Genomic DNA, 20,323 nt, shown 5'->3' on the forward strand with positions numbered 1-20,323 from the left:
GAGTCTCTCAACTCAAAAATGAAGGGATTCCGCTCTGAGCTAAGAGGCGTGCGTGACTTACCCTTCTATCTCTACCGTTGCACTCTGATATTTGGGTAATCAGTGCTGTGGATTGCCACGGAAAATATCTACTGAGCCGAATGTTATTGAATTAACTAATGTCAAAATTTTTGATATAAAGTTTGTAAATATCTTAAGCGATTTCTCTGCATATCAAGATTATCCTTCTGCCAAATATATCTTTAAAGTGATGGCGGAAGAAGGTTTTTTTGGACAATTGATTAAGCATGGAAAATTTGATAGTGACTGCAAAAAAATGGCGCATCAATTTGCAAATAAGACAGGATTTCAACAGGAAAACGTTGTTTATTCTATTAAATGCCTAGCATATGGTCTTGGTTGGATTGATGATAGTAATTTTGTAGATGACAATAATACTCAGAGTATGAGTCCTGACGTCGACGTAAAATCAGCTCAGTTATCCGAGTCAACCCCAACCGAGAATAAACAAATACAGAGATGCTTTTGGGGTATTGAACTGTTGTCCAAACGCCAAGAAGTAAAAAATAAGTTGCAAAACAAAGGAATATCATTTGAAGATAACGGATTTGGTTCTATCTCAATACACGATTGCTCTTTTGGTGGTGTTGACTGGGCATTTGCAATATTAAGCTTCAACGATAAAGGTCATTTTAGTTCGATTGTATTTGATGCCATGTTCGGTTCCTACTCTGGTGGCAGTAGTGAGGTTCGAACATACAAATTCTTAAAAGATCATTTAATAAATGCTTACTCTCAATATATTACATTTGATGGTACAACCGATATCGGATTTGAGGACGAACATACAAGTATTCAGTTAGAACTAAAGGTAGATGAATACGGAACATCGGTAAATCTATATTATTTTGATAAAGATGAAGATGAACCTAAGAAGGGGTTTGAAGACTCAAACGCATTTGAACTATAAATTATTAAAATAGCAAGATAATGTAAAATATTAGAATGTAATTCTGTGACAAGAACTCTAATGTTTTATAAAAAAGTTACCACTCGTTGATGTCTGCTTGATTATCAACGAGTTTTCTTATATCTTTATCAAGCAATGGGAAGAAATATAGTCCAGTTAATCGCTCAACTTCATTTAGGGTATTGACATACATATCCTTCTTTTTGTTGCCATCGCTATTACGGCAAACAAAGCCTATTGCTTTAGGTTGATTTAAGCAAAGAATAACTTTAAAGAAGGCATCAGGAACAGAAACTTGAGATTCCCCAATGTAATGGCGCTCATGACTTTTCAAAAACATTGGACCGCAAATTATATATATATCGCCATATCGTTCTGCCCATTGTCTGCATGATATCTCAATTTGATTCCAAACGCCACTATTAAGATTACTATTTTGAGGACAAATGTTAGAAAGCAAAAATGTCTCATACATTGCTTCTTTGCTCCATTTATTATCACCAGCAGGGCACATGTGTCCTCGAGAAAAGCCGCTTTTTCGGTAATCACTATTATTAGCCCTTGGCTCTGGAACTTCCATATCTTCATGAAATGCATTGCCCATTCGAATAACGTCTCCAGATGTATGTTCTCTGGTTAGCCTCCATGCGACCCAATTTGGACATTTAGTTTCGGAATTATAAGATACGATATATGAAGTGCGTTCAAGAATAAGTTCATCAATTCCCTCAATAGGATTTACTGTTCCTACATAAGAGAAGTCAACAGCAATATTTTCATCTGATATCGCCTCAGTTATCGTTTGACGATTAATATCTTGTTGGGAAAGAACAGAAACATCGCTCTTTGATTTTGTTGAATGATGGTTACCATAGACATTGTATATAACGCAAAAACAAAAAGCTAGTACTGCGTAAAATGTGTATTTAGATGTCTTTATTTTTCTACACATCTTCATTTGGCTTCTTTTTATGGTTGTACCTTTTCTGTTTATTCTTTTTATTGCGGACTTCTTCCATATAGCCAGCAGTAATGATACCTGATGGCAATGCGATAATAGCTATACCAACTACTGCTGATATAATGCTTATTATTCGTCCAACAAAAGAAATAGGGTAAATATCACCATATCCTACAGTTGTAAGTGTACAAGCCGCCCAATAGAATGCGTCAAAAAAGGTCAAGAAAAGATAATCACCAGTAGAAGGATTAATTTGTTCCTCTGCATTAAACATTATCAAAGCCGTAATAAAAACATAAAAAATCGCCAATGCAAAAACGGTTGCGAGAATTACACGCTGTTTTTTTATCACATTCATTACTAGGCGTAACGGTTCAAAATAGCGAACGACTTTAATTACCCTGATTATTTTTAAGAGACGAATAACTCGGGTAATCTTGAACGCATCTCTAGCGAAGTTAAAAGTAGGAAGGATCGAAATCAAGTCTATAATTGCCATAGGTGTAAAAGGGTATATTATAAATGCCCAGACACCGCGCTTTGACATACGATAATCAGCGGTTATCCATCTTAAAACATAGTCAACAATAAAAAAAGCACATGGTATTATATCAAAATAGTAAAATATCGTGTTGTTTTCTCTAAACATAAGAGGAATAAGTGCAACAAAAATTGCGATCATCATGCACCAATCATATACTCTTGATATTATACTATCTTTATTGTTGTATTTAGGTTCAATTATATTATAAATCTTTTTTCTAAAATACATAAACCATAATAATAGAAAAGTTAAACTCTGATTATAAAAAGTGGACTCCCTCACGTCAACTAAATGGCAAAGTAGGTAAACCACGCAACCAACGATTAGAAGCCCACGCATATAGCGAGAACCACTAATCTATCCTGTTGCTTTTGAAAATTTCCTACTTTTTCTTTAGTTAGATAGACTAATGAATTATTTGTCCTCAATGTCTCGTCAACTATGTTGACACTGCAAAGTTACAAAAAAACTTGCATAAATAGTGCTTAATCGGTCTTTATTTCATTTCTAAGGATCAATAATATACCGTCGTGGTTGTTTTCGCCTGTACCCGTGTAATTGGGTTCGGGGAGTATGATGCGGTTTGTTCTTTCAAGCGTGAAAATCCTCTGCTTGTTACCACAGAAACAAACGACAACATTAAAAGTAACAGGTGCAATATCGTTGATGTTCAAGATGAAATGGGTGTAAGGAGTCTTGTGGATAAACAAGGCTGTGTTGCGTTTCAACTGATTGAATATCTCTTGGCGCAACGGCAGGACGATAACATTATCCTCACGGTCCAGGTTCTTTAACTCAACCTCATAAAGGTCATCATCGTTGATATCATCGATGTTAGTGTCGCTGGCTAACGGTTTTTTGAAGAAGCGACCTCGTTGGATAAGAATCGTTGGCTTCTCCTTGTTATTAGAATTGTCCTCCTCGGTTAGGTCAATGACTCCGAGCACAACATCTTGAAGCATGTGCTCTGGTCTGATGTTCCCGAACAAGAAGTTGTTGAGGAGTTCCTGCTTAGAAAAATCTGGCAGTTCATCTTGATTGAAACAGTTAGTACTGCGGACGATGTAACGTCCTGCCTTGATTTCTGGTCGCACTGTGTCGACATCAATTAGCCCGGCAACAATCATACCTGCTAATGGCTTTTACCAAGTACTTACAGGAATTCGAGTAGGTATAATAATTTCCTCACTTGATTTTTCAAGCAGTAAATTCTTCACCTGCCAAGAGGGCTTGGTAGGTTGTGCTGTAAGGTGACTGGTAGAGGTGGAACTGGGTGGCTTCGCGGTTGCGGCCCCAGGTGTGCATGGGGATGAAGACATGGGTCTTTACGGCCTGGAGGTAGAGCCTTGCGCCTAGGGCGAAGTCGCCGCCTATGTTGGGGATGACGGGGAACATGGCGAGGTCCACACGCCCGTCATGGCCAGGGGCAGGAACTGTGGTGCTCACATGAGTGACGATGGCCTGCAAAATCACTTTGAAATCGCCTATCGCTTTCTTCACGTCTTGTTCGCTACGTTCTTGCTCGAAGTGCCAGCAGTTATAGTCGCCGGCATGGAAGATGCGGCGGCCTTCCACATCGACCATGAAGCACACGCCCACGTCGGTAGAGTTGAAGGCATGCACCTTCAATGAATCGTCGATGTAGTCCTCGTCGTGGTGAAGGAATGTGAATGGATAATCGTCGAGCGATAGCGACCGTCCCAGCTTGCGGCGGCACTCGTTGGCTATCACATAGCGTTGCACAGGATAACGGTTCTGCCACGAGAAGATGTCGTGGTTGAGGTGGTCACGATGGCTGTGCGATACAAACACGTAGATGCGCCGTGCCCGCTCGAGTATCGCCGGCAAGACGTTGTGCTCGTCGGTGTAGTAGTCAAAGATGAGCGTCACTTCGCCCGTCTCTATCGCAAATCCGCTATGTCCGATGCAAGTTACCCTCACAGTTTCATTGTCAATGCAATGCGCTGTCGCTCGACATCCACGCTGAGCACTCTCACACGCACGTGCTGGTTCACCTTGACCACGCTGGCTGGGTTATCGACACGTTTCTTTGCCAGCTGGGACACGTGCACGAGCCCTTCCTTGTGGACTCCGATGTTGACAAATGCTCCAAACTGGGTGACATTGGTCACTATGCCGTTGAGTTCCATGCCTTCACGCAGGTCTTCGATGGTGTTCACGTTGTCGTCAAACTCAAACTCGGTGACTTGTTGGCGCGGGTCGCGTCCCGGTTTCTCGAGTTCGACCATGATGTCTAGGAGCGTGGGCATACCCACGTCGCCCTTAACGTAGCGATTGAGGTCAATCTTGTTGCGCAACTCCTTGTCCTTGATGAGCTGTTCCACGGTGCACTTGCAGTCGTGTGCCATCTGCTCCACGAGAGCATAACGCTCGGGGTGAACTGCCGAGTTGTCAAGTGGATTGTCGCTCTCGGGCACACGCAAGAAGCCGGCAGCCTGGGTGAACGTCTTGGCACCCAGTTTGGGCACTTTGAGTATATCGCGGCGGGTCTTGAAGTCGCCATTCTCGGCGCGATAATTCACGATGTTCTGTGCAATGGCAGGGCCTAGTCCAGCCACATAGGTGAGCAGTTCCTTGCTGGCAGTGTTGATGTTCACGCCCACACTGTTCACGCAACTCTCGACGGTGTAGTTGAGAGCCTCTTTGAGACGGTTCTGGTCCACATCGTGCTGGTATTGTCCCACGCCTATCGACTTGGGGTCAATCTTCACGAGCTCGGCCAGCGGGTCGATGAGACGCCGTCCTATCGACACTGCGCCGCGCACGGTCACATCCTTATCGGGGAACTCGTCGCGTGCAATCTTTGATGCCGAGTAGATTGATGCTCCGTTCTCGCTCACCACGTGCACGTTAACACGGCGAGCGCCATAGTTGATGCGTTTGAGGAAACGCTCGGTCTCGCGGCTAGCGGTGCCGTTGCCCAGCGAAATGTCCTTGATGTCGTATTTGTTGACGAGGTCAAGCACCAGTTTGGTAGCCCCCTCGATGTCGTTGGCCGGAGCAGTGGGATACATCACATCGTGGTGCAGCAGGTTTCCTTGCTCGTCGAGGGCGACGACCTTGCAGCCTGTGCGGAATCCCGGATCCACGGCAAGCACACGCTTGTGTCCCAGCGGCGGAGCGAAGAGCAACTGGCGCACGTTCATGGCGAAGGTGTCGATTGCCTGCTCATCGGCCTTTGCCTTGGCAGCAGCGGCAAACTCGGTCTCAATCGACGGTTTGATGAGTCGCTTGAAACTATCCTCTGCGGCTTCATCGACCAGCTGGGCAGCCTCTCCCTTGCCCTTGACCACGATGCGGCCTATGTTGTCGAGCGCGCGGTTATCGTCAATGCCTATTGCCACCTTGAGATATCCTTCCTTCTCGCCGCGGCGAATGGCGAGCAACTGGTGCGACGACACGCGTTTCAAGGGCTGTGAGAACTCATAGTAATTCTCATAGTTGCGTCCTTCTATCTCCTTGCCTTTGACATAGTGGGAAGTGAGCACTGCGTCATATCGGAACGAACGGCGCACGGCATTGCGCACAGTCTCGTTCTCGCTCACCCACTCGGCAATGATGTCCTGCGCACCGGCAATGGCATCGTCGGCGGTCTTCACCTCTTCGTTAATGAACTTGGCAGCTCGCTGCTCGATGTTGTCGCCATGTTGTGCCATGATGATGCGTGCCAGTGGCTCGAGTCCGCGCTTGCGGGCTGCTTCGGCACGAGTTTGGCGTTTGGGTTTGTAAGGCAAGTAGATGTCCTCGAGCGTGGTAGCGTCCCAGCAGTTGTTTATGCGGTTGGCAAGTTCAGGAGTGAGCTTGTCTTGTGCCTCTATGGTTTTGAGGATTGTGGCACGGCGTTTCTCAAGTTCCTTGTAGTAGTTGAGACGCATGTCGATTGACTGTATTGCCACATCGTCGAGTCCGCCAGTGGCCTCCTTGCGGTAACGGCTGATGAAGGGTACTGTGCAACCGTCGTCGAGCAGACTCACGGTGTTGTCAACCTGGTTGACGGGCAGGTGAAGTTCCTGCGATATGATAGAGGAAATCTTTGACATAGTTTTTTTTTTTTGACGATGCGCTTCGCTACGATACGCTCGCTTTGCTCGCTACGATGACGATGACTATTTTAACGATGACGATGCGCTTCGCTACGATGACGATGACTATTTTAACGATGACGATGCGCTTCGCTACGATGACGATGACTATTTTAACGATGACGATGCGCTTCGCTACGATGACGATGACATTTTATTGGTTTTCTTAAGGAAAAACGAAGGACTTATTTCTTGCGGTGGAGGGTGATGAGGGTTATCTCGGGCAAGATGCCTATGCGGAACGGGGGGCCAGCCATGCCTAGGCCTGTGTTGACGTAGAGCTTTTGCTCGCCCTCGCTGTATAGTCCGCCCCATTCGGGATAACGCCAACTGGCAGGTGACCAGCGCTGGCCGAACATGTTGAACACAAACTGCATGGCATGCGTGTGCCCCGACAGGGTGAGCGGAGCTTCCTCTTTGCCCACGAGAACTTTGCGCCACATGTAGGGGTTGTGCTGCAAGTGCACTTTAAACACCCCCTTGAGCCCCTGGGTTGCCACACCGTAGTCGCCATAGACGGGGAAGGGAGGGTCGCCATAGTTGGCAGTGCCCACGATTGCAATGCTATCGCTGCCGCGTTTCACTAGGGTAGAGGAGTTGTCGAGCAGTGTCCAACCAGCACGGTTTTGCATGGCACACAGTTCCTTGACGTCGGCTTCCTTTTCCTCGTCGGTGAGCATGCGCATATACTCGGCATAGTCATGGTTGCCCAGAATGGAGTACACTCCGTCACGAGCCTTGATGCGCGACATCAGCCCCACGAAAGGCTTTGCCTCTTCAGCGGTCATGCTCACCAGGTCGCCAGTGAAGCACACTGCATCGGGATTGAGCGTGTTGATGCTGTCAACGCACCGCGCGAAAAAAGAGGTGTCGCCAGCATAGGCACCAAGGTGGGCGTCGCTGATGTGAACAATGCGATAGCCGTCGAATGCCGCGGGCAAGGCCGAATAATCAAGATCCACCCTGGTCACCGCCACCTTATAGGGCGTGGACACACTGCCCAGCAGCATCACGATGAAAGTGATTATTCCCACTCCCATACCTGCCGATTTGAGCATGGTCTTGAAGTCGTCGCGCAGCCACTTGATGCAGCCCAGGCCATAGAACACTCCCCACAGCAATTTGGGGATGAGCACCAGCATGAATGCCAGCAAAGCCCTTGCCGTTGTGGCCATGTGGCCAACGAACAAGGACTTTGATGTGGGTTGTGTGCCCAACATGACGAACACCGTTGCCATGGTACCTACCGTAGCCACGACATTGAGCACGCTCAACACGCGGGCATAACGTTTTCCGGTTTTCCACAACTTGCTGGAGATGATCCAGTCAAGAAAAAACACTAAAAGGATTACTACAACAAATGGCAACCAGAATATACGCATATTTGTTCCTATCTTGTTTCTTATTCAATCACTTCATTGCCTCCACCTGGTTGGTGAGAGGATTAGAATACATCTGCAACATCTTGTTGTACATGTAGAAGCGGTCAAAGTCGGAGAGTTTGATGTCCTGCACCTTGTCGATCTGGTCGCCCAGATACTTGGTGAACGCTTCCTTGTCTTCCTCGGTATATTTATCGGCAAACTCCTTGTTGTCGAAGAGGATGTCGTGAGCGATGTAATTGGTCTTGAAGATCTTGTAATTCTCGTGTATAGCATGGTCGATGATGCTGCATATGCGGTTCACGGTGAGCATCTTGTCGAGGTCGGCAGGAATCTTGTCGAGTTCCTCGTTGATGCACGGTGCGAATGCATAGTGCACATGGCCCTTGTAACCCATGAGTCCCGTCTGCATGCTGATGAGGTCGTCCTCGGGAGCCTTCTTCCAGTTGGGGTTCTTGCTCTTCATGAGGAATTCCTTTGCCTTGAGGTAATCGTTGGGATCATACTCATAACTCAATGCGATGGGAGCGATGTTCATCTCCTTGAGGCTTTCCACAATAGACTTCTCACGGTTGCCATAGGTGAGCATCTTCACCAGGCTCTCCTGCGTGCGGTCATTGCTGTCCTTGCAGCGTCCTTCACGCTGAGCGATCCATATTGATTTCTTCTTTTGGGTCACTGCAAAGTGCATGTAGCTTGACAGCTGGATAGCAGCCTGCAGGGTCTGAATCTTGCCCAGGTTGCGTTTCACGATGAAGCTGCGGTTGAGACGCACCAGTTTCTTGATCCAGTCGTAGATGAGCAGGTTGTTGCCAATGGCCACTTCGCACGACTCACGTCCGTCGGCCACGAGGATATAACCCAGTTGTGTGGCATCGAGCACGATGTCGCGGTGGTTAGTGATATAAGTGTAAGATGTTTCCTTGTCCATCATCTCCAGGCCGCTCCAGGTGAGGCCAGCAGTGGTCTTCTCGATAAAGCCTTCCACTATCTGCTTCATCACTATCGACTGGAACTCATGCTTCGAGTTGAGGCTAAGCAAGATCTTTTTGAGTTGCGAAAATGTATATTGGGGAGCAATCAGGCTCAAAATCGAACGTAGGGCAGGCTCTTCGACCAAGATAGACATCTCGTTGTGGAAATCTTTGTCGGCAATAGGACAAATATCTAAAAATTCCACGGGAGTCATTACTTCTTCTTTTTTCATATTTGTTGAGATTTATATAATTTTTAGTTTTAATTGTCAAAGGTACAAAAAAAAATATGATTAACCAAAAATTGGCATTAATTTCAAGGCAACCGCATCAAAATTGTTGCAGTTATACGTGTCCGCAGGGCATTACCTGCGATAATCCCGTACATACTACAAGCACAGCGTAGTAGGGGAGGTGCGGGGTAAAGAACTGTATATAATGGCGTCTGGAAGACGCTACCGATTTTCATTAAGTTTAGAGTGGTATTCTTTCCGTGCAGGCTCTTGGAGCTTCGCCCCTGTGCGCCTACACGGTTATCAAAGGTACAGTCCTGCGGACAGAATGCAATTTTGAAATTTTGCAATTTTGATGCGGTTGCCCTGAAAAAAAACAACATTTCATTTTGAATTGCAAACTAGTTTCACTATCTTTGCAGATTGAATTTACACAATTACGAAAAAACAGATGACAAAGAAAGCTCCCTTCCAAGACCGCCATCCCTACCTGGTGAACTCTGTACTCATCATAGTAGCGCTCATAGCGTCTATTTTTATTGCAATGCTATTTATCGACGTGTTCACATCTCATGGGCAAGAGAAACTCGTGCCCGAGGTGCGCAACATGCCGCTTGAAGAAGCAATCCAGAAACTCGAGGACGCGGGACTTGCATGGGAGATTTCGGACTCAACCAACTTCAACGAGAGTTTCAAGCCGGGATACATAACCGACCAGGATCCCAAGACCGGGTCCTATATCAAGGCCGTGCGCCCGGTATTCCTTTACGTCAACGCAATGCACCCCCGCATCGTGTCCTTCCCAAAGGTTACAGAGATCTCGCTCAGCATGGCACAGAGCAAGCTGCGCGACATGGGATTCAAGTATATCGAAGTTGACACAGTGCCGTCAAAGCAGATGGAAGTGGTCAAGGTTCTTGTCGATGGCCGTCCCGTTATACCTGGCAATGGCGTGGCTATCAATGCACGCATACACATCACCGTGGGCGACGGCTCGCTCAATACCGGACTCGACGACGACTTCCTGGGGACAAAGAGAGACGAACTCATCGACAGCATGGCCGACGAGGACTTTGAGTTGTAATGACGCAGGTATAACACTATGAGCGACAACATGAACAACTCCTTCATCGACGACGAACTGGAACAGGACGGCAACACCTCCCCAATCCAGCTCGACTTTGCCGACCCCGACTTCACCGAGAACGGACGCGACTACTGGGAGCACTACCGCTTTGAAGTGGAAAAAGGCCAGGTGCTGCTGCGCATCGACAAGTACCTTGTGGAACGCATCAAGGGCACATCACGCAACCGCATACAGAATGCTGCCGACGCGCAATGCATTCGCGTGAACGGACGACCTGTCAAGTCTAACTACCGCGTCCACCCCGACGACGTCATCAGCGTGGTCATGGACCGCCCGCGCTATGAGAACGAGATCGTGGCACAAGACATTCCACTCAACATCGTCTATGAGGACGACGAGCTGCTTGTCGTAAACAAGCCCGCTGGCATGTGCGTGCATCCCGGCCACGGCAACTACGATGGCACGCTGGTCAACGCGCTAGCCTGGCACTTTAAGGACAACCCCGACTATGACGTGACCGACCCGCGAATGGGCCTCGTGCACCGCATCGACAAGGACACGTCGGGACTGCTTGTAGTGGCTAAAACACCGCGTGCCAAGACCGCCCTGGGACTGCAATTCTTCAACAAGACCACCAAGCGCCAGTACATAGCCGTGGTGTGGGGCGAGATGAAACAGGACGACGGCACCGTGACCGGCAACATAGGCCGCAGCCTGCGTGACCGCTTGCAGATGTGCGTGTTCCCCGACGGCGACATGGGCAAGCATGCCGTGACACACTACCACACCCTCGAAAACCTTGCCCACGTGGCAGTGGTGCGTTGCCAGCTCGAGACAGGCCGCACTCACCAGATACGCGTCCACATGAAACACATAGGCCACCCGCTGTTCAACGACGAGCGCTACGGCGGCGACCAGATCTTGCGCGGCAACACCAGCAGCAAGTATGCCCAGTTCATCCACAACTGCTTCGCCCTGTGCCCGCGCCAGGCACTGCATGCCAAGACGCTGGGATTCGTGCATCCCGCCACCGGCCAGCAAATGGACTTCGACAGCGAGCTGCCCCAAGACATGGAATGCCTCATCCAGAAATGGCGCGACTATGCTAATGCGTTAAGGTAACCATCACACCAATGGCGTGAGGCAAGACACTGTGTTGCATTATTGTAGAATAACTAACAAAATAATACTAACAGAATCATGAAGAAAATTCTTCTATTTTCGCTCTTGCTCGCATTGCACATCAGCGCATTGGGACAAACGCGTTTATGGAACAGCTATGGCAAATCCTTCAACGTGAAAGGCGGCGTGGGCATCGAGCAATTCGTTACAGCCATTTTCCAAACAAAGCCCAACGAATGGTCCGGCGATCCCGTTTTCGACAAGCCTCACGGTTACTTCTGCTTTCACGAAGAGGGCGATGGTAGCGTGACCTACAATGTGTCTTACTGGAACCGCAGTGACAAAAAGAGGCTCGTCATCCTGTCATACCGCGCAACCAGTTTCGGCAAGAAAGTAAATCCACAGTCGTCAGCATGGGGCTACTACAGCACATTCCAGTATGGAGAGGCCGACACCGACACCTACAATACCGAAACCGGTTTCCGCGCCTACCTGTACGACGAGGTAAAAAAACAGCTTGTGCCCATGGCTACCCCTCCCTTCAACGGCATGCCCAACCCCATGGACAGCCACTATTTCCTGCAACTCCCACGCGAGGGCAAAGATATCACCGTGTGCGAGACAGTAGATCTTTATGACCCAGTTTACCACACACTCACATGGAACGGCATGTCTTTCGATTTCAAGAAAGAAGACAATAGTCCAGAGGAATTCTTCGTGACAAGCCATAAAGTTGAAATTTGCAACGCACCCGGCGGGAAGGTGGTATTCTCAACCATAAACGACAAAAACTACACCCTAGACATTCTGAAGGTTGAAAATGGCTGGTGCCTTATTCATGATAACATGATTATCCCTAATGGCGATGATAGCGAGATCATAAACCTCAAAGGTTCATCTACCGGCCACTACTGGATAAACGCCTCCGCCCTGGGTGCCAACGGCAGAGGCAATGCAAAGCTCCACGCTACCCCCAGCAAGAACAGCAAGGTGCTGATGACTATAACCGAAGACGTTGTCGTGGAACCCATTGAGCTGCACGACGGGTGGATAAAAGTGCGTGAAACCACAACCCGGAAAGAAGGCTGGATGCAGAGAGAAGATCTGTGCTCCAACCCCCTCACCACATGTCCATAACTCCCATCAAATAATTGCACATCGGAATACTCCCAAAAAAGAAAAGGGCTGGCTCGCAAAAGATGAGTCAGCCCAAATTGTTATTTTTGCTTTTTAAAATTGACTTAATCTTCTAACCATTTCATCATCTCTTTGTCAAGCTTTTCTGGTCCTTCTTCGTTGAGTTTCAACCAGACTTCATCATCTTCAACTCTTGAGGCACTCACCTCTGGCCAGGATCTACTCCTGAATGATGCTCTGTGCCAGAGTGTTTAGTTCAAGGCACTGGGCGCGAGAAATCTTCTGACGCTCCGTGTGGTAATTCCGGTAATTCCAGGGACTGATTTGTAGTAAAACACCTTGAGCACAAGCGTTGAATGCTTCGCCAGCAGGCTTATATAATAGAGGGAAGCCGTTCTCGCGCAACAAGATGATACTGTACCCTCGGTCCATAGCTTCGCGCAGGACTTCTTTTTCGCGAGGAGCGATAGCCGCACTCACCAACACGCCGCCTGCTTCGCCCACGGCAAGCCATTCTTGCTTTAGTTGCTGGAATGTAGTGTCGCTATACCGCCTGTGGACGATAACTGCCGCTTTGCATGGATTGTCAAGCAGGAAAATGTTGCCCACGGCTTGGCACTGCTGGCCATTGACGGTAACATCGTGCATCACGGTGAACAGGTCGGGATGCTTGCGCTTGAGCATCAGGCGACGGGGATTGTCGTCAAGGTATCGTTTCCAGTGCTTGAGCTGGTCTTTTCCCTTGAGAATCTTGTCGTTGTAGCCGTTTTCAAAGAGGAGAGGCTTCATGACCGAGGGAGACCCCTCGGCAACAGGACCGCTAGGTTGAGTGGTCGAGGAATTTCCCTCGACAAATGGATCGCCAGGTGTGGGCGAGGGTTCTCCCTCAGCCATTATCTTCCACAGTGCCCGGGTGCATCCAGTTTTAAATCCATAAACGACATTACCCAGGTGCTTCCCTGGGGGCATCGCCGTCTTCACGTTAAAAATTATGTGGATGTGGTCAGGCATGACACATATCTTCCACACCTCTACCATCGGGTAGAAGTGGGAAATCTTGTTTATCTCCTCGTTGATAATTGCCTTTCCAAGCATGCTGTGCTCGATATAAGCCTGCCCGTTGTCCTCAATCAGCGTGCCAAGCAGTGGCTTGCGGGCATTAACCACAAGGGTAATCATATAGAGACCTGGGTCACGATAATCGTGCCACAATGCCCGTCGATGCATCGAGTGTTGTGTCTCGCTTTTAATCATAATGCCACCATCTTCGCGCCATCATCATCCTCGTGGGTTCCTTGGTTCTGTGCTCGCGGGATTTCCCGCGAGTCACTCCTGTCCTCCCGCAAGAAAATCAGGCATTTTCTATTTTCAAGCACAAAGATAGCAAAATTCTAACAAAAATGGCGGGATGCAGGGAAAATTTCCCACTGCATCCCGCCCCCATCATTTTTATTTACTACAAGATTATTTATCAAAATCGATAACCAAGTGCGACATTTAAGCAGTGGAATTTTAAACCGGCACTATGAAAATTGGTAAAATCTTTATCATATCTAATACCAAGAGAGTACTTTTCTTTAATCACTGCATTTTTAGAAAGTTTCCAAGAGTCAACAGTTCGTCCCGAAATTACCTTTAATTCTACTGTTAAAGGCTTTACGTAGGCGTTAGTAGTTACATCCAGCAATCGTGCTTGAGTTTCCTGAATTCTTGTGGTTTTTGTTTGCGCCAATGAAGTAAGTGACATTAGCACACATAATAATAAAAGGACTTTTTTCATTTGATAATGTGATTATTAAGTTTACTATTTCATTTCTTTTGCGAGTTTTCTCACTGGACGTATGTAGTGTTCTGCCTTTTGGGGGTTATTGCCTGCGGCATCGTAGGTGATGGCATCGCCCTTGGCAAGTTTATATACATAAACAAGTCTTTCTTCTCCCTTATTGCCTGAGACAACTGAGCCTGTTAGGTATGTTCCGTATGGGAAGAATAATGTCTTGTCGTTGCACTTGAACACATAGCCAGCAACTCCGTTGAAGGTTGTCTCGCGGCGGGCTGCACGCTGTAATAAATTTTGGAACTCAGCGAGTGTGGGAAGACGGTATTCTGGACCGACATACTTGGCAATAGAGTCGTTCAAATCTTCATGATAGAAGAATTTTTCTGGGAGACCTTTATCGTTAAACGTAGTATCAACAGATGTTATAAAGGCGTATTTTTTACTCTGTTCACATTTTAAGTCAATAGTGGCATCGCAAAAGTTGTAATTAAGCCATTCGCCTGAGAGATCCTTGGTGCCAATGAACAAGTCTCTTGATTTGTAATTAGTTAACTCATGGGCAAAATTTACAATATCTCCCTCATCGCAAGATACCAACCCCATTGCAGACGTAAGTGCAATAGCAAAAAGAAATTTTTTCATCACGTTTCATGATATTCCTGGGGCTCGATGAGGAATGGCTAACAAAAGTTGTTAATGTAGAAGGCATAAAAAGAAAAGTGCGAGCCTCCGAAACTAATCCCTGTCGCAGGCTCTGGACTGCCTAAGTAGATGGATCTAACGATGACTCACACTCTTGGCAGGTATATGACGATTAAGTACATAGACGATACCAAAGAGGCATTCACCTTTCCCAATCTACTAGCAAATTGTCCAGATTCGCGACAGATGGAAAAGCTTAACGCTTTCTAAATATGTCTTGCCGCACAATATGTGCAACGTTGAAAATTTACAAAATCATTTCTATAATCACATCATATCGGGAATGATTTGTTTGCAAATTAACAAAAATTAATAGAGCAGTAAATTAGAGATAACTTTTCACCAATGGGACTCCCCGCACGGATTTCACTGATCTTACAGATTTTTATTAAGCAATGAGAGGCTGGAAGCCAACACACCCAAAGCAAGCTTTGTGCGTTTTTGCTTCCAGCCTCACGTTGTTAATATTTCTTCAATAAAAATCCGTTAAATCAGTGAGATCCGCGCGGGGAATCTGCAAAAAATCTATTGAATATTTACTGTTTTCTCGGTTACTTGAAGAGCTGCGGCATGAACTCTAGGAGGTATTTGCGCCAGTTGCGCCATTCGTGGCCGCCGGTTGACTCAAAGTAGGTGTAACGTATGCGATTTTTGTCGAGCATGCGGGTGTACTTTGCATTGTCCTTGTAGAGGAAATCATCCTCGCCTATGCCTATCCAGTAGAGTCGCGGACGCTGCTGGAACTGGATTTTGAGTTTACCTTCTAGGTCGTCATAGATGGGCGACTTCACGCCTTTCATAGGATAGATTGCCGCCGAGAACAGACCCACGTAGCCATAGTCGCTTGGATTGTTGGCGCTGATGTAGAGCGAGTGGTAACCGCCCATCGACAATCCGGCGATGGCACGTTTGCGTTTGGTCTTGAGTGTGCGGTAGTGGGTATCGACATAGTTCACGATGTCGCCAAACGAGCTTTCAAACGTGCCTTCCATCCACTGTTTGTGGGCAAAGGTGGGGTTGACGAGGCCTTCCTCGGTAGCGCCGGGGGCTGCTTTCTCATCGACGTTGCCGTTGGGCATCACTATGATCATGGGCTCGGCCTTGCCGTTGGCAATGAGGTTGTCGGCTATCTGTGCCGCGCGTCCGTGCTCGAGCCATGCGGTCTCGTCGCCGCCGCTGCCGTGCAGCAGGTAGAACACGGGATAGCGGTTGCGTCCTTCTTCATATCCCGCTGGAGTGTATATCGTCATGCGACGTTTCATGCCCAGGGAGGGAGAGTCATACCACACTTGCGCCACGTTGCCGTGCGCCACATTGGTCACGCTGTAGGGGCAAGGTGCGTTGTCACCGTCGATGATGAATGCGCTCATCACGGTGGATACGTCTCTGATGCTATACACATTGTTAGTGTCAAGCACTTTCACGCCGTCAACCACGAAGTTGTAGCGATATAGCTCGGGCGCCAGCGGGGCGGTGGTCAGTGTCCATGTGCCGTCGGTGTTGCGAGTCATGGTGGTGTCGCGCTGATAATCCATGTGCAGCACCACTTGCTTGGCCTCGGGGGCCTTGATTGAGAATGTCACGGTGTGGTCTTGGTTGATTGCTGGTGTGCCATTAGCACCGCCGTGCAATTCCTGTTGCGCACTGGCGGTGAGTGCCATTGCTGCGCATAATGTAGCGATATAAATCTTTTTCATGATTCTTGAAGTATTTGTTTTAGTTTCTCGCGCCAGTCTTCGCCGTTGGCAGGTTGGAGGGTGTGTATGCCCAGTGCTGCCGCTGCCGCCACGTTGTGCGGGCTGTCATCGATGAATAGTGTTTCCTCGGGCTTGGCGTTTTCGCCCTCGATCATAATCTCAAAGATGCGTGCAGCGGGTTTCATCACCTTGCATTCATAGCTCAGGTAGAGCTTGTCGAAGTAGTAGTCAACGGGATTGCCATTGCCGTCGAAGTCCTTGCTGCGTGCCCATTCCATCATGTAGGGGTTAGTGTTTGACAGCAGGCTCACGCGGTAACCTTGCTTGCGCAAGTCGGTGATGGCGTCGAGTATATGCTGGTGCATGCACTTGTAGTAACCAGTCCATCCATACTTGCACTCGTCGTGAGTCAACTCCTTGCCTGCCAGCTTGCTCAACTCCACGCGAAATTCCTCGGCAGTGATTTGCCCCGACTCTAGCTGGCCGAAGATTCCCACTTGCTCAAATGCGTCAAGATAGGACTTGGCGTCACCGAAGCCCACCTCGTTGAAATGCTCGATGGCTCGGTTCTTGTCAATCTCAAACACCACGCCGCCCAGGTCAAAAACGATATTTTTTATCTTTTTCATGTTTATATTATTTTTTTACTTGCAAAGATAGTGATTTTTGGCATAATATTTGCTAATTTTGCTATAGTAATAATGTAATTGCACTAACTATGGGATTTGTATATACTAAAAAGAAAGACGAGAGCGAGGACGCTATCGACTTCATGAAAGTGATGGAAGCGCAACAAGCCACCCAGCAGTCTATGCTGGGCGAAACCGTAGCCCAGCGCCCCTATGATGTGGAGAAGAAAACGCAAGTGGGTAAGCAGGTCGAGGTAGAGCAACGGCCCAAGGAGGATTAATAGAACCCACCTTTATTCTGATACACAAAGGCGTGCCCATGAGTTATCGACTCGTGGACACGCCTTCGTGATGTAGTAGCCTTTATTCGTAGGTCTTGGGAGAAATCTTGCCTTTGAGCACAGCAATGGCGTTGTGGGCCAGAGCCTCCAGTTCGTTCTCGCCGGGATAGATGTGTGTGGGTGCGAGCCACGACACGCGTTTCATGATGTGTTCCACCAGGTAGTCCCATCGCGCCATGCCGCCGGTGAGGATGATGGCATCTATCTTGCCACACAGCACTGCTGCCTGGGCGGTGATGTTCTTTGCGATGTGATAAGCCATTGCATCGACATAGAATCTGGCTTTCTCGTCGCCGTTCTTGATGCGCTGGTCCACTTCCATCATGTCGTTAGTGCCCAGCAGTGCAGTGAGTCCGGCGTTGCCGGCAATGCGTTGCAGCAACTCCTGCTCGGTGAAGCGTCCGCTGTAGCACAGCCTCACCAGGTCCACGGCGGGTAATGTCCCGGCACGCTCGGGCGAGAACGGGCCTTCGCCGTCAAGGGCATTGTTCACGTCAACAGCCTTGCCGTGCTCATGGGCTGCTATAGAGATGCCGCCGCCCAGGTGGCACACGATGAGGTTCACGTCCTCATAGCTGGTGTTGTGCTCGCGGGCAAACCGGCGTGCCATGGCGCGCTGGTTGAGGGCGTGCCAGATGCTGCTGCGCTGCATCAGTGGCGAACCGCACACGCGGGCATAGTCATTGAGTTCGTCGGTCACCACGGGGTCGGCGATGAAACTGCGGCAACCAGGTATCTCGCTTGCTATCTCGTGGGCGATGAGGCAGCCCAGGTCGCAGGCGTGCTGGTGCTCGGCGTCGCAGGTGTCGTGCATCATTTTCTCGTTCACTTCATACACACCGCCGCTCAAGGGTTTGGTCAACCCGCCACGGCCTATCACGGCATCAAACTTGAACGGGATGTCGTTGTTTTTGATTTCGTCTATGATAATGCGTTTGCGAAATTCATACTGGTCGGTTGCCTTGGCAAAGTGCTCAAGGTCTTGCGTCTTGTGCTTTATGCTCTTCACCAGCACAGGGGTGTAACCGTCGTAAACGGCTATCTTGGTGGATGTTGACCCGGGGTTAATTACGAGAATCAGCATTGGAGTAAAAGTTTAAGTGTTTAAGTGTTTAAAAGTTTAATGGATTAATGCGTGAGGCTCATCACTGCCACTGCCAGGCTGTTGTATTTGCTCATCGTGCTGTCGCTGCGCGATGGCAGCACCACAGGTGCGTTGGGGCCTTGCAGCACGCCAGCAGTTTGTGCTCCGGCAAAGAGCGTGATAGTCTTGTAGAATGTGTTGCCCGCCTCGATGTCGGGGAAAATGAGCACATCGGCTTGCCCGTCGATGGGCGAACTGAAGCCTTTGGTGACCATGCTCTCGCGGCAGCACGACACCTTCACGTCGAGAGGACCGTCAACGATGCAGCGGCCGAATGAGCCTGCCTGCCCCATAGCGGCGATTTCTTTGTATCCTGCTGTGTGAGGGAAATGCTTTTCGTTCACTTTCTCACTGCAATGAATCAGCGATATGCGTGGCTCGTCAATGCCCAGGCTGCGCACCATGGCTGCGGCATATTCCACTTGCTTGATGCGTTGCTCGTGGGTGGGATAGGGGATCACGGCAGCATCGCTGAACAGCAACAGTTTGTCGTAGGCTGGTAACTGTGCCACGGAAATGTGGGTGAGCACATTGCCTCGCGTGAGTATGCCGGTTTCCTTGTTGAGCACTGCACGCAGCAGGTTGTCGGTGTTGATGAGACCTTTCATCAGCACGTCGGCTTTGCCCTCTCGCACCAGCGACACGGCGATTTCTGCTGCCTCGTCGGGTGTGGCGGCGTCGATAAACGTGATATGGTCAAGATGGGGACGCAGCAAAGGTAATTCTTGCAATTCTCGCACATAACCCACAAACACTGCTTCGACAAATCCGTCGCTCAATGTCTGTGCTACTGCTTGTTGGGTAGAGTCGTCGGCTGCCCACACAACGGCAACTTTTTTTCTCACACTTTTTTTGACAAGTTCTTCTTTCAGCTTGTCGAAAGACTTAATTATACTCATATTAGAGCTATACTAGTAGGTTAATTTAACACGCAAAGATAATCTATTTCGCTCAACTCAACGCAATTTATTTTGTTAAAAAGTGTAATTTTATTTAGTTCCCATCGTTTGTCGCAGGTAACTAAACACCAATAGATTTTTTTTGATGACTCCCCGCGCAAATCTCACGGATCACTAAGATAATCTAATCGAAGAAATTTAGGGATATATAACTCAACTTTAGCAGTTGATAATAAATATTGCTAATTTATTGTCCGGCAGGACAATACCTGAATAACCCCCACCGCCGAACGAAGTGGCGGTGGGGGTATAGTATCAACAAGCAGATGCGTCCAGTAGGACGCTAATCGGAGCAAATAGGTGAGGCTCAAATGGTTTCACATGCTAAAGTTGAGTATATAATAAAATTCATCAGTGAAGTCAGTGAGATCAGCGCGAGATGTCCCATTGATATATAGTTATAACTCAAGTTTCGCAAGCTTCAACTTGAGTGGTTAAAGGTTATTGGTTAAAGGTTAATGAAGTGTATGTTTTGATACTATAGGTTATTAACTTCCCAAATGCTATAATGGTAACATTTCTATAACCAATAAACAATAACCAATAACCTTTCAAATT

At 48.1% G+C, this 20,323-nt stretch carries 19 protein-coding genes; 5 read left to right on the forward strand and 14 right to left on the reverse strand.

Annotated features, from left to right (window positions below; translation table 11 throughout):
- Positions 1–112 precede the first annotated feature (112 nt).
- Complete coding sequence (locus ACKI3C_RS10095; RefSeq protein WP_407404634.1) at positions 113–970, forward strand: hypothetical protein; 858 nt, start codon at positions 113–115, stop codon at positions 968–970.
- A 76-nt stretch (positions 971–1,046) separates the two neighbouring features.
- Here the strand turns inward: ACKI3C_RS10095 and ACKI3C_RS10100 are convergent, their stop codons facing one another.
- The 7 genes from ACKI3C_RS10100 to ACKI3C_RS10130 form a co-directional block, all read right to left on the reverse strand.
- Complete coding sequence (locus tag ACKI3C_RS10100) at positions 1,047–1,928, reverse strand: DNA/RNA non-specific endonuclease (protein WP_407404636.1); 882 nt, start codon at positions 1,926–1,928, stop codon at positions 1,047–1,049.
- Positions 1,915–2,703, reverse strand: coding sequence for an ion transporter (locus ACKI3C_RS10105; RefSeq protein ID WP_407404638.1), 789 nt, complete (start codon positions 2,701–2,703; stop codon positions 1,915–1,917). The genes ACKI3C_RS10100 and ACKI3C_RS10105 overlap by 14 nt, the downstream gene beginning before the upstream one ends.
- Positions 2,704–2,960: 257 nt before the next feature.
- A complete protein-coding gene (locus tag ACKI3C_RS10110; protein WP_407404640.1) occupies positions 2,961–3,602 on the reverse strand; it encodes a hypothetical protein in 642 nt (213 codons plus the stop codon).
- A 70-nt stretch (positions 3,603–3,672) separates the two neighbouring features.
- Positions 3,673–4,416, reverse strand: coding sequence for an MBL fold metallo-hydrolase (locus ACKI3C_RS10115; protein ID WP_407404642.1), 744 nt, complete (start codon positions 4,414–4,416; stop codon positions 3,673–3,675).
- A complete protein-coding gene (locus ACKI3C_RS10120; protein WP_407404644.1) occupies positions 4,413–6,536 on the reverse strand; it encodes a Tex family protein in 2,124 nt (707 codons plus the stop codon). The genes ACKI3C_RS10115 and ACKI3C_RS10120 overlap by 4 nt, the downstream gene beginning before the upstream one ends.
- 227 nt (positions 6,537–6,763) lie before the next feature.
- Positions 6,764–7,960, reverse strand: a complete 1,197-nt coding sequence (locus tag ACKI3C_RS10125; RefSeq protein WP_407404646.1) for a metallophosphoesterase — start codon at positions 7,958–7,960, stop codon at positions 6,764–6,766.
- A gap of 28 nt (positions 7,961–7,988) precedes the next feature.
- Positions 7,989–9,167 carry an acyltransferase gene (locus tag ACKI3C_RS10130; protein WP_407404648.1) on the reverse strand — a complete coding sequence of 393 codons (1,179 nt, stop codon included), beginning with the start codon at positions 9,165–9,167 and terminating at the stop codon, positions 7,989–7,991.
- Between the two features lie 451 nt (positions 9,168–9,618).
- Between ACKI3C_RS10130 and ACKI3C_RS10135 the strand changes: the two genes are divergently transcribed.
- The 3 genes from ACKI3C_RS10135 (at position 9,619) to ACKI3C_RS10145 (ending at position 12,513) form a co-directional block, all read left to right on the forward strand.
- Positions 9,619–10,251, forward strand: a complete 633-nt coding sequence (locus ACKI3C_RS10135; RefSeq protein WP_407404650.1) for a PASTA domain-containing protein — start codon at positions 9,619–9,621, stop codon at positions 10,249–10,251.
- An 18-nt stretch (positions 10,252–10,269) separates the two neighbouring features.
- On the forward strand, positions 10,270–11,376 hold the full coding sequence (locus ACKI3C_RS10140; protein ID WP_407404652.1) for an RluA family pseudouridine synthase: 1,107 nt from the start codon (positions 10,270–10,272) through the stop codon (positions 11,374–11,376).
- A 78-nt stretch (positions 11,377–11,454) separates the two neighbouring features.
- Positions 11,455–12,513, forward strand: coding sequence for an SH3 domain-containing protein (locus tag ACKI3C_RS10145; RefSeq protein WP_407404654.1), 1,059 nt, complete (start codon positions 11,455–11,457; stop codon positions 12,511–12,513).
- Positions 12,514–12,732: 219 nt separating this feature from the next.
- On the opposite strand, the gene ACKI3C_RS10150 is transcribed toward ACKI3C_RS10145, so the two are convergent.
- From ACKI3C_RS10150 to ACKI3C_RS10170, 5 genes are all read right to left on the reverse strand, one after another.
- Entirely contained in the window at positions 12,733–13,767 is a 1,035-nt protein-coding gene (locus tag ACKI3C_RS10150; RefSeq protein ID WP_407404656.1) for a hypothetical protein, read from the reverse strand.
- Between the two features lie 217 nt (positions 13,768–13,984).
- Entirely contained in the window at positions 13,985–14,293 is a 309-nt protein-coding gene (locus ACKI3C_RS10155; protein ID WP_407404658.1) for a hypothetical protein, read from the reverse strand.
- A gap of 24 nt (positions 14,294–14,317) precedes the next feature.
- The gene (locus ACKI3C_RS10160; RefSeq protein WP_407404660.1) at positions 14,318–14,935 is read right to left on the reverse strand and encodes a hypothetical protein; all 618 of its coding nucleotides are present in this window, start codon (positions 14,933–14,935) and stop codon (positions 14,318–14,320) included.
- Between the two features lie 611 nt (positions 14,936–15,546).
- Positions 15,547–16,692, reverse strand: a complete 1,146-nt coding sequence (locus tag ACKI3C_RS10165; protein WP_407404662.1) for an esterase — start codon at positions 16,690–16,692, stop codon at positions 15,547–15,549.
- Entirely contained in the window at positions 16,689–17,321 is a 633-nt protein-coding gene (locus ACKI3C_RS10170) for an HAD family hydrolase (RefSeq protein WP_407404664.1), read from the reverse strand. The genes ACKI3C_RS10165 and ACKI3C_RS10170 overlap by 4 nt, the downstream gene beginning before the upstream one ends.
- Positions 17,322–17,410: 89 nt before the next feature.
- Here ACKI3C_RS10170 and ACKI3C_RS10175 point away from each other — a divergent pair, with 89 nt between their 5' ends.
- Positions 17,411–17,602 (forward strand): hypothetical protein, encoded by a 192-nt coding sequence (locus ACKI3C_RS10175; RefSeq protein WP_407404666.1) that lies wholly within the window; start codon positions 17,411–17,413, stop codon positions 17,600–17,602.
- An 82-nt stretch (positions 17,603–17,684) separates the two neighbouring features.
- Here ACKI3C_RS10175 and buk read toward each other — a convergent pair whose 3' ends face one another.
- Complete coding sequence (gene buk, locus ACKI3C_RS10180) at positions 17,685–18,746, reverse strand: butyrate kinase (RefSeq protein WP_407404668.1); 1,062 nt, start codon at positions 18,744–18,746, stop codon at positions 17,685–17,687.
- A gap of 44 nt (positions 18,747–18,790) precedes the next feature.
- Entirely contained in the window at positions 18,791–19,705 is a 915-nt protein-coding gene (locus tag ACKI3C_RS10185; RefSeq protein WP_407404670.1) for a phosphate acyltransferase, read from the reverse strand.
- Between the last annotated feature and the right edge of the window lie 618 nt (positions 19,706–20,323).

The organism is Sodaliphilus sp., from assembly GCF_045598405.1.
GTDB lineage: Bacteria > Bacteroidota > Bacteroidia > Bacteroidales > Muribaculaceae > Sodaliphilus > Sodaliphilus limicaballi.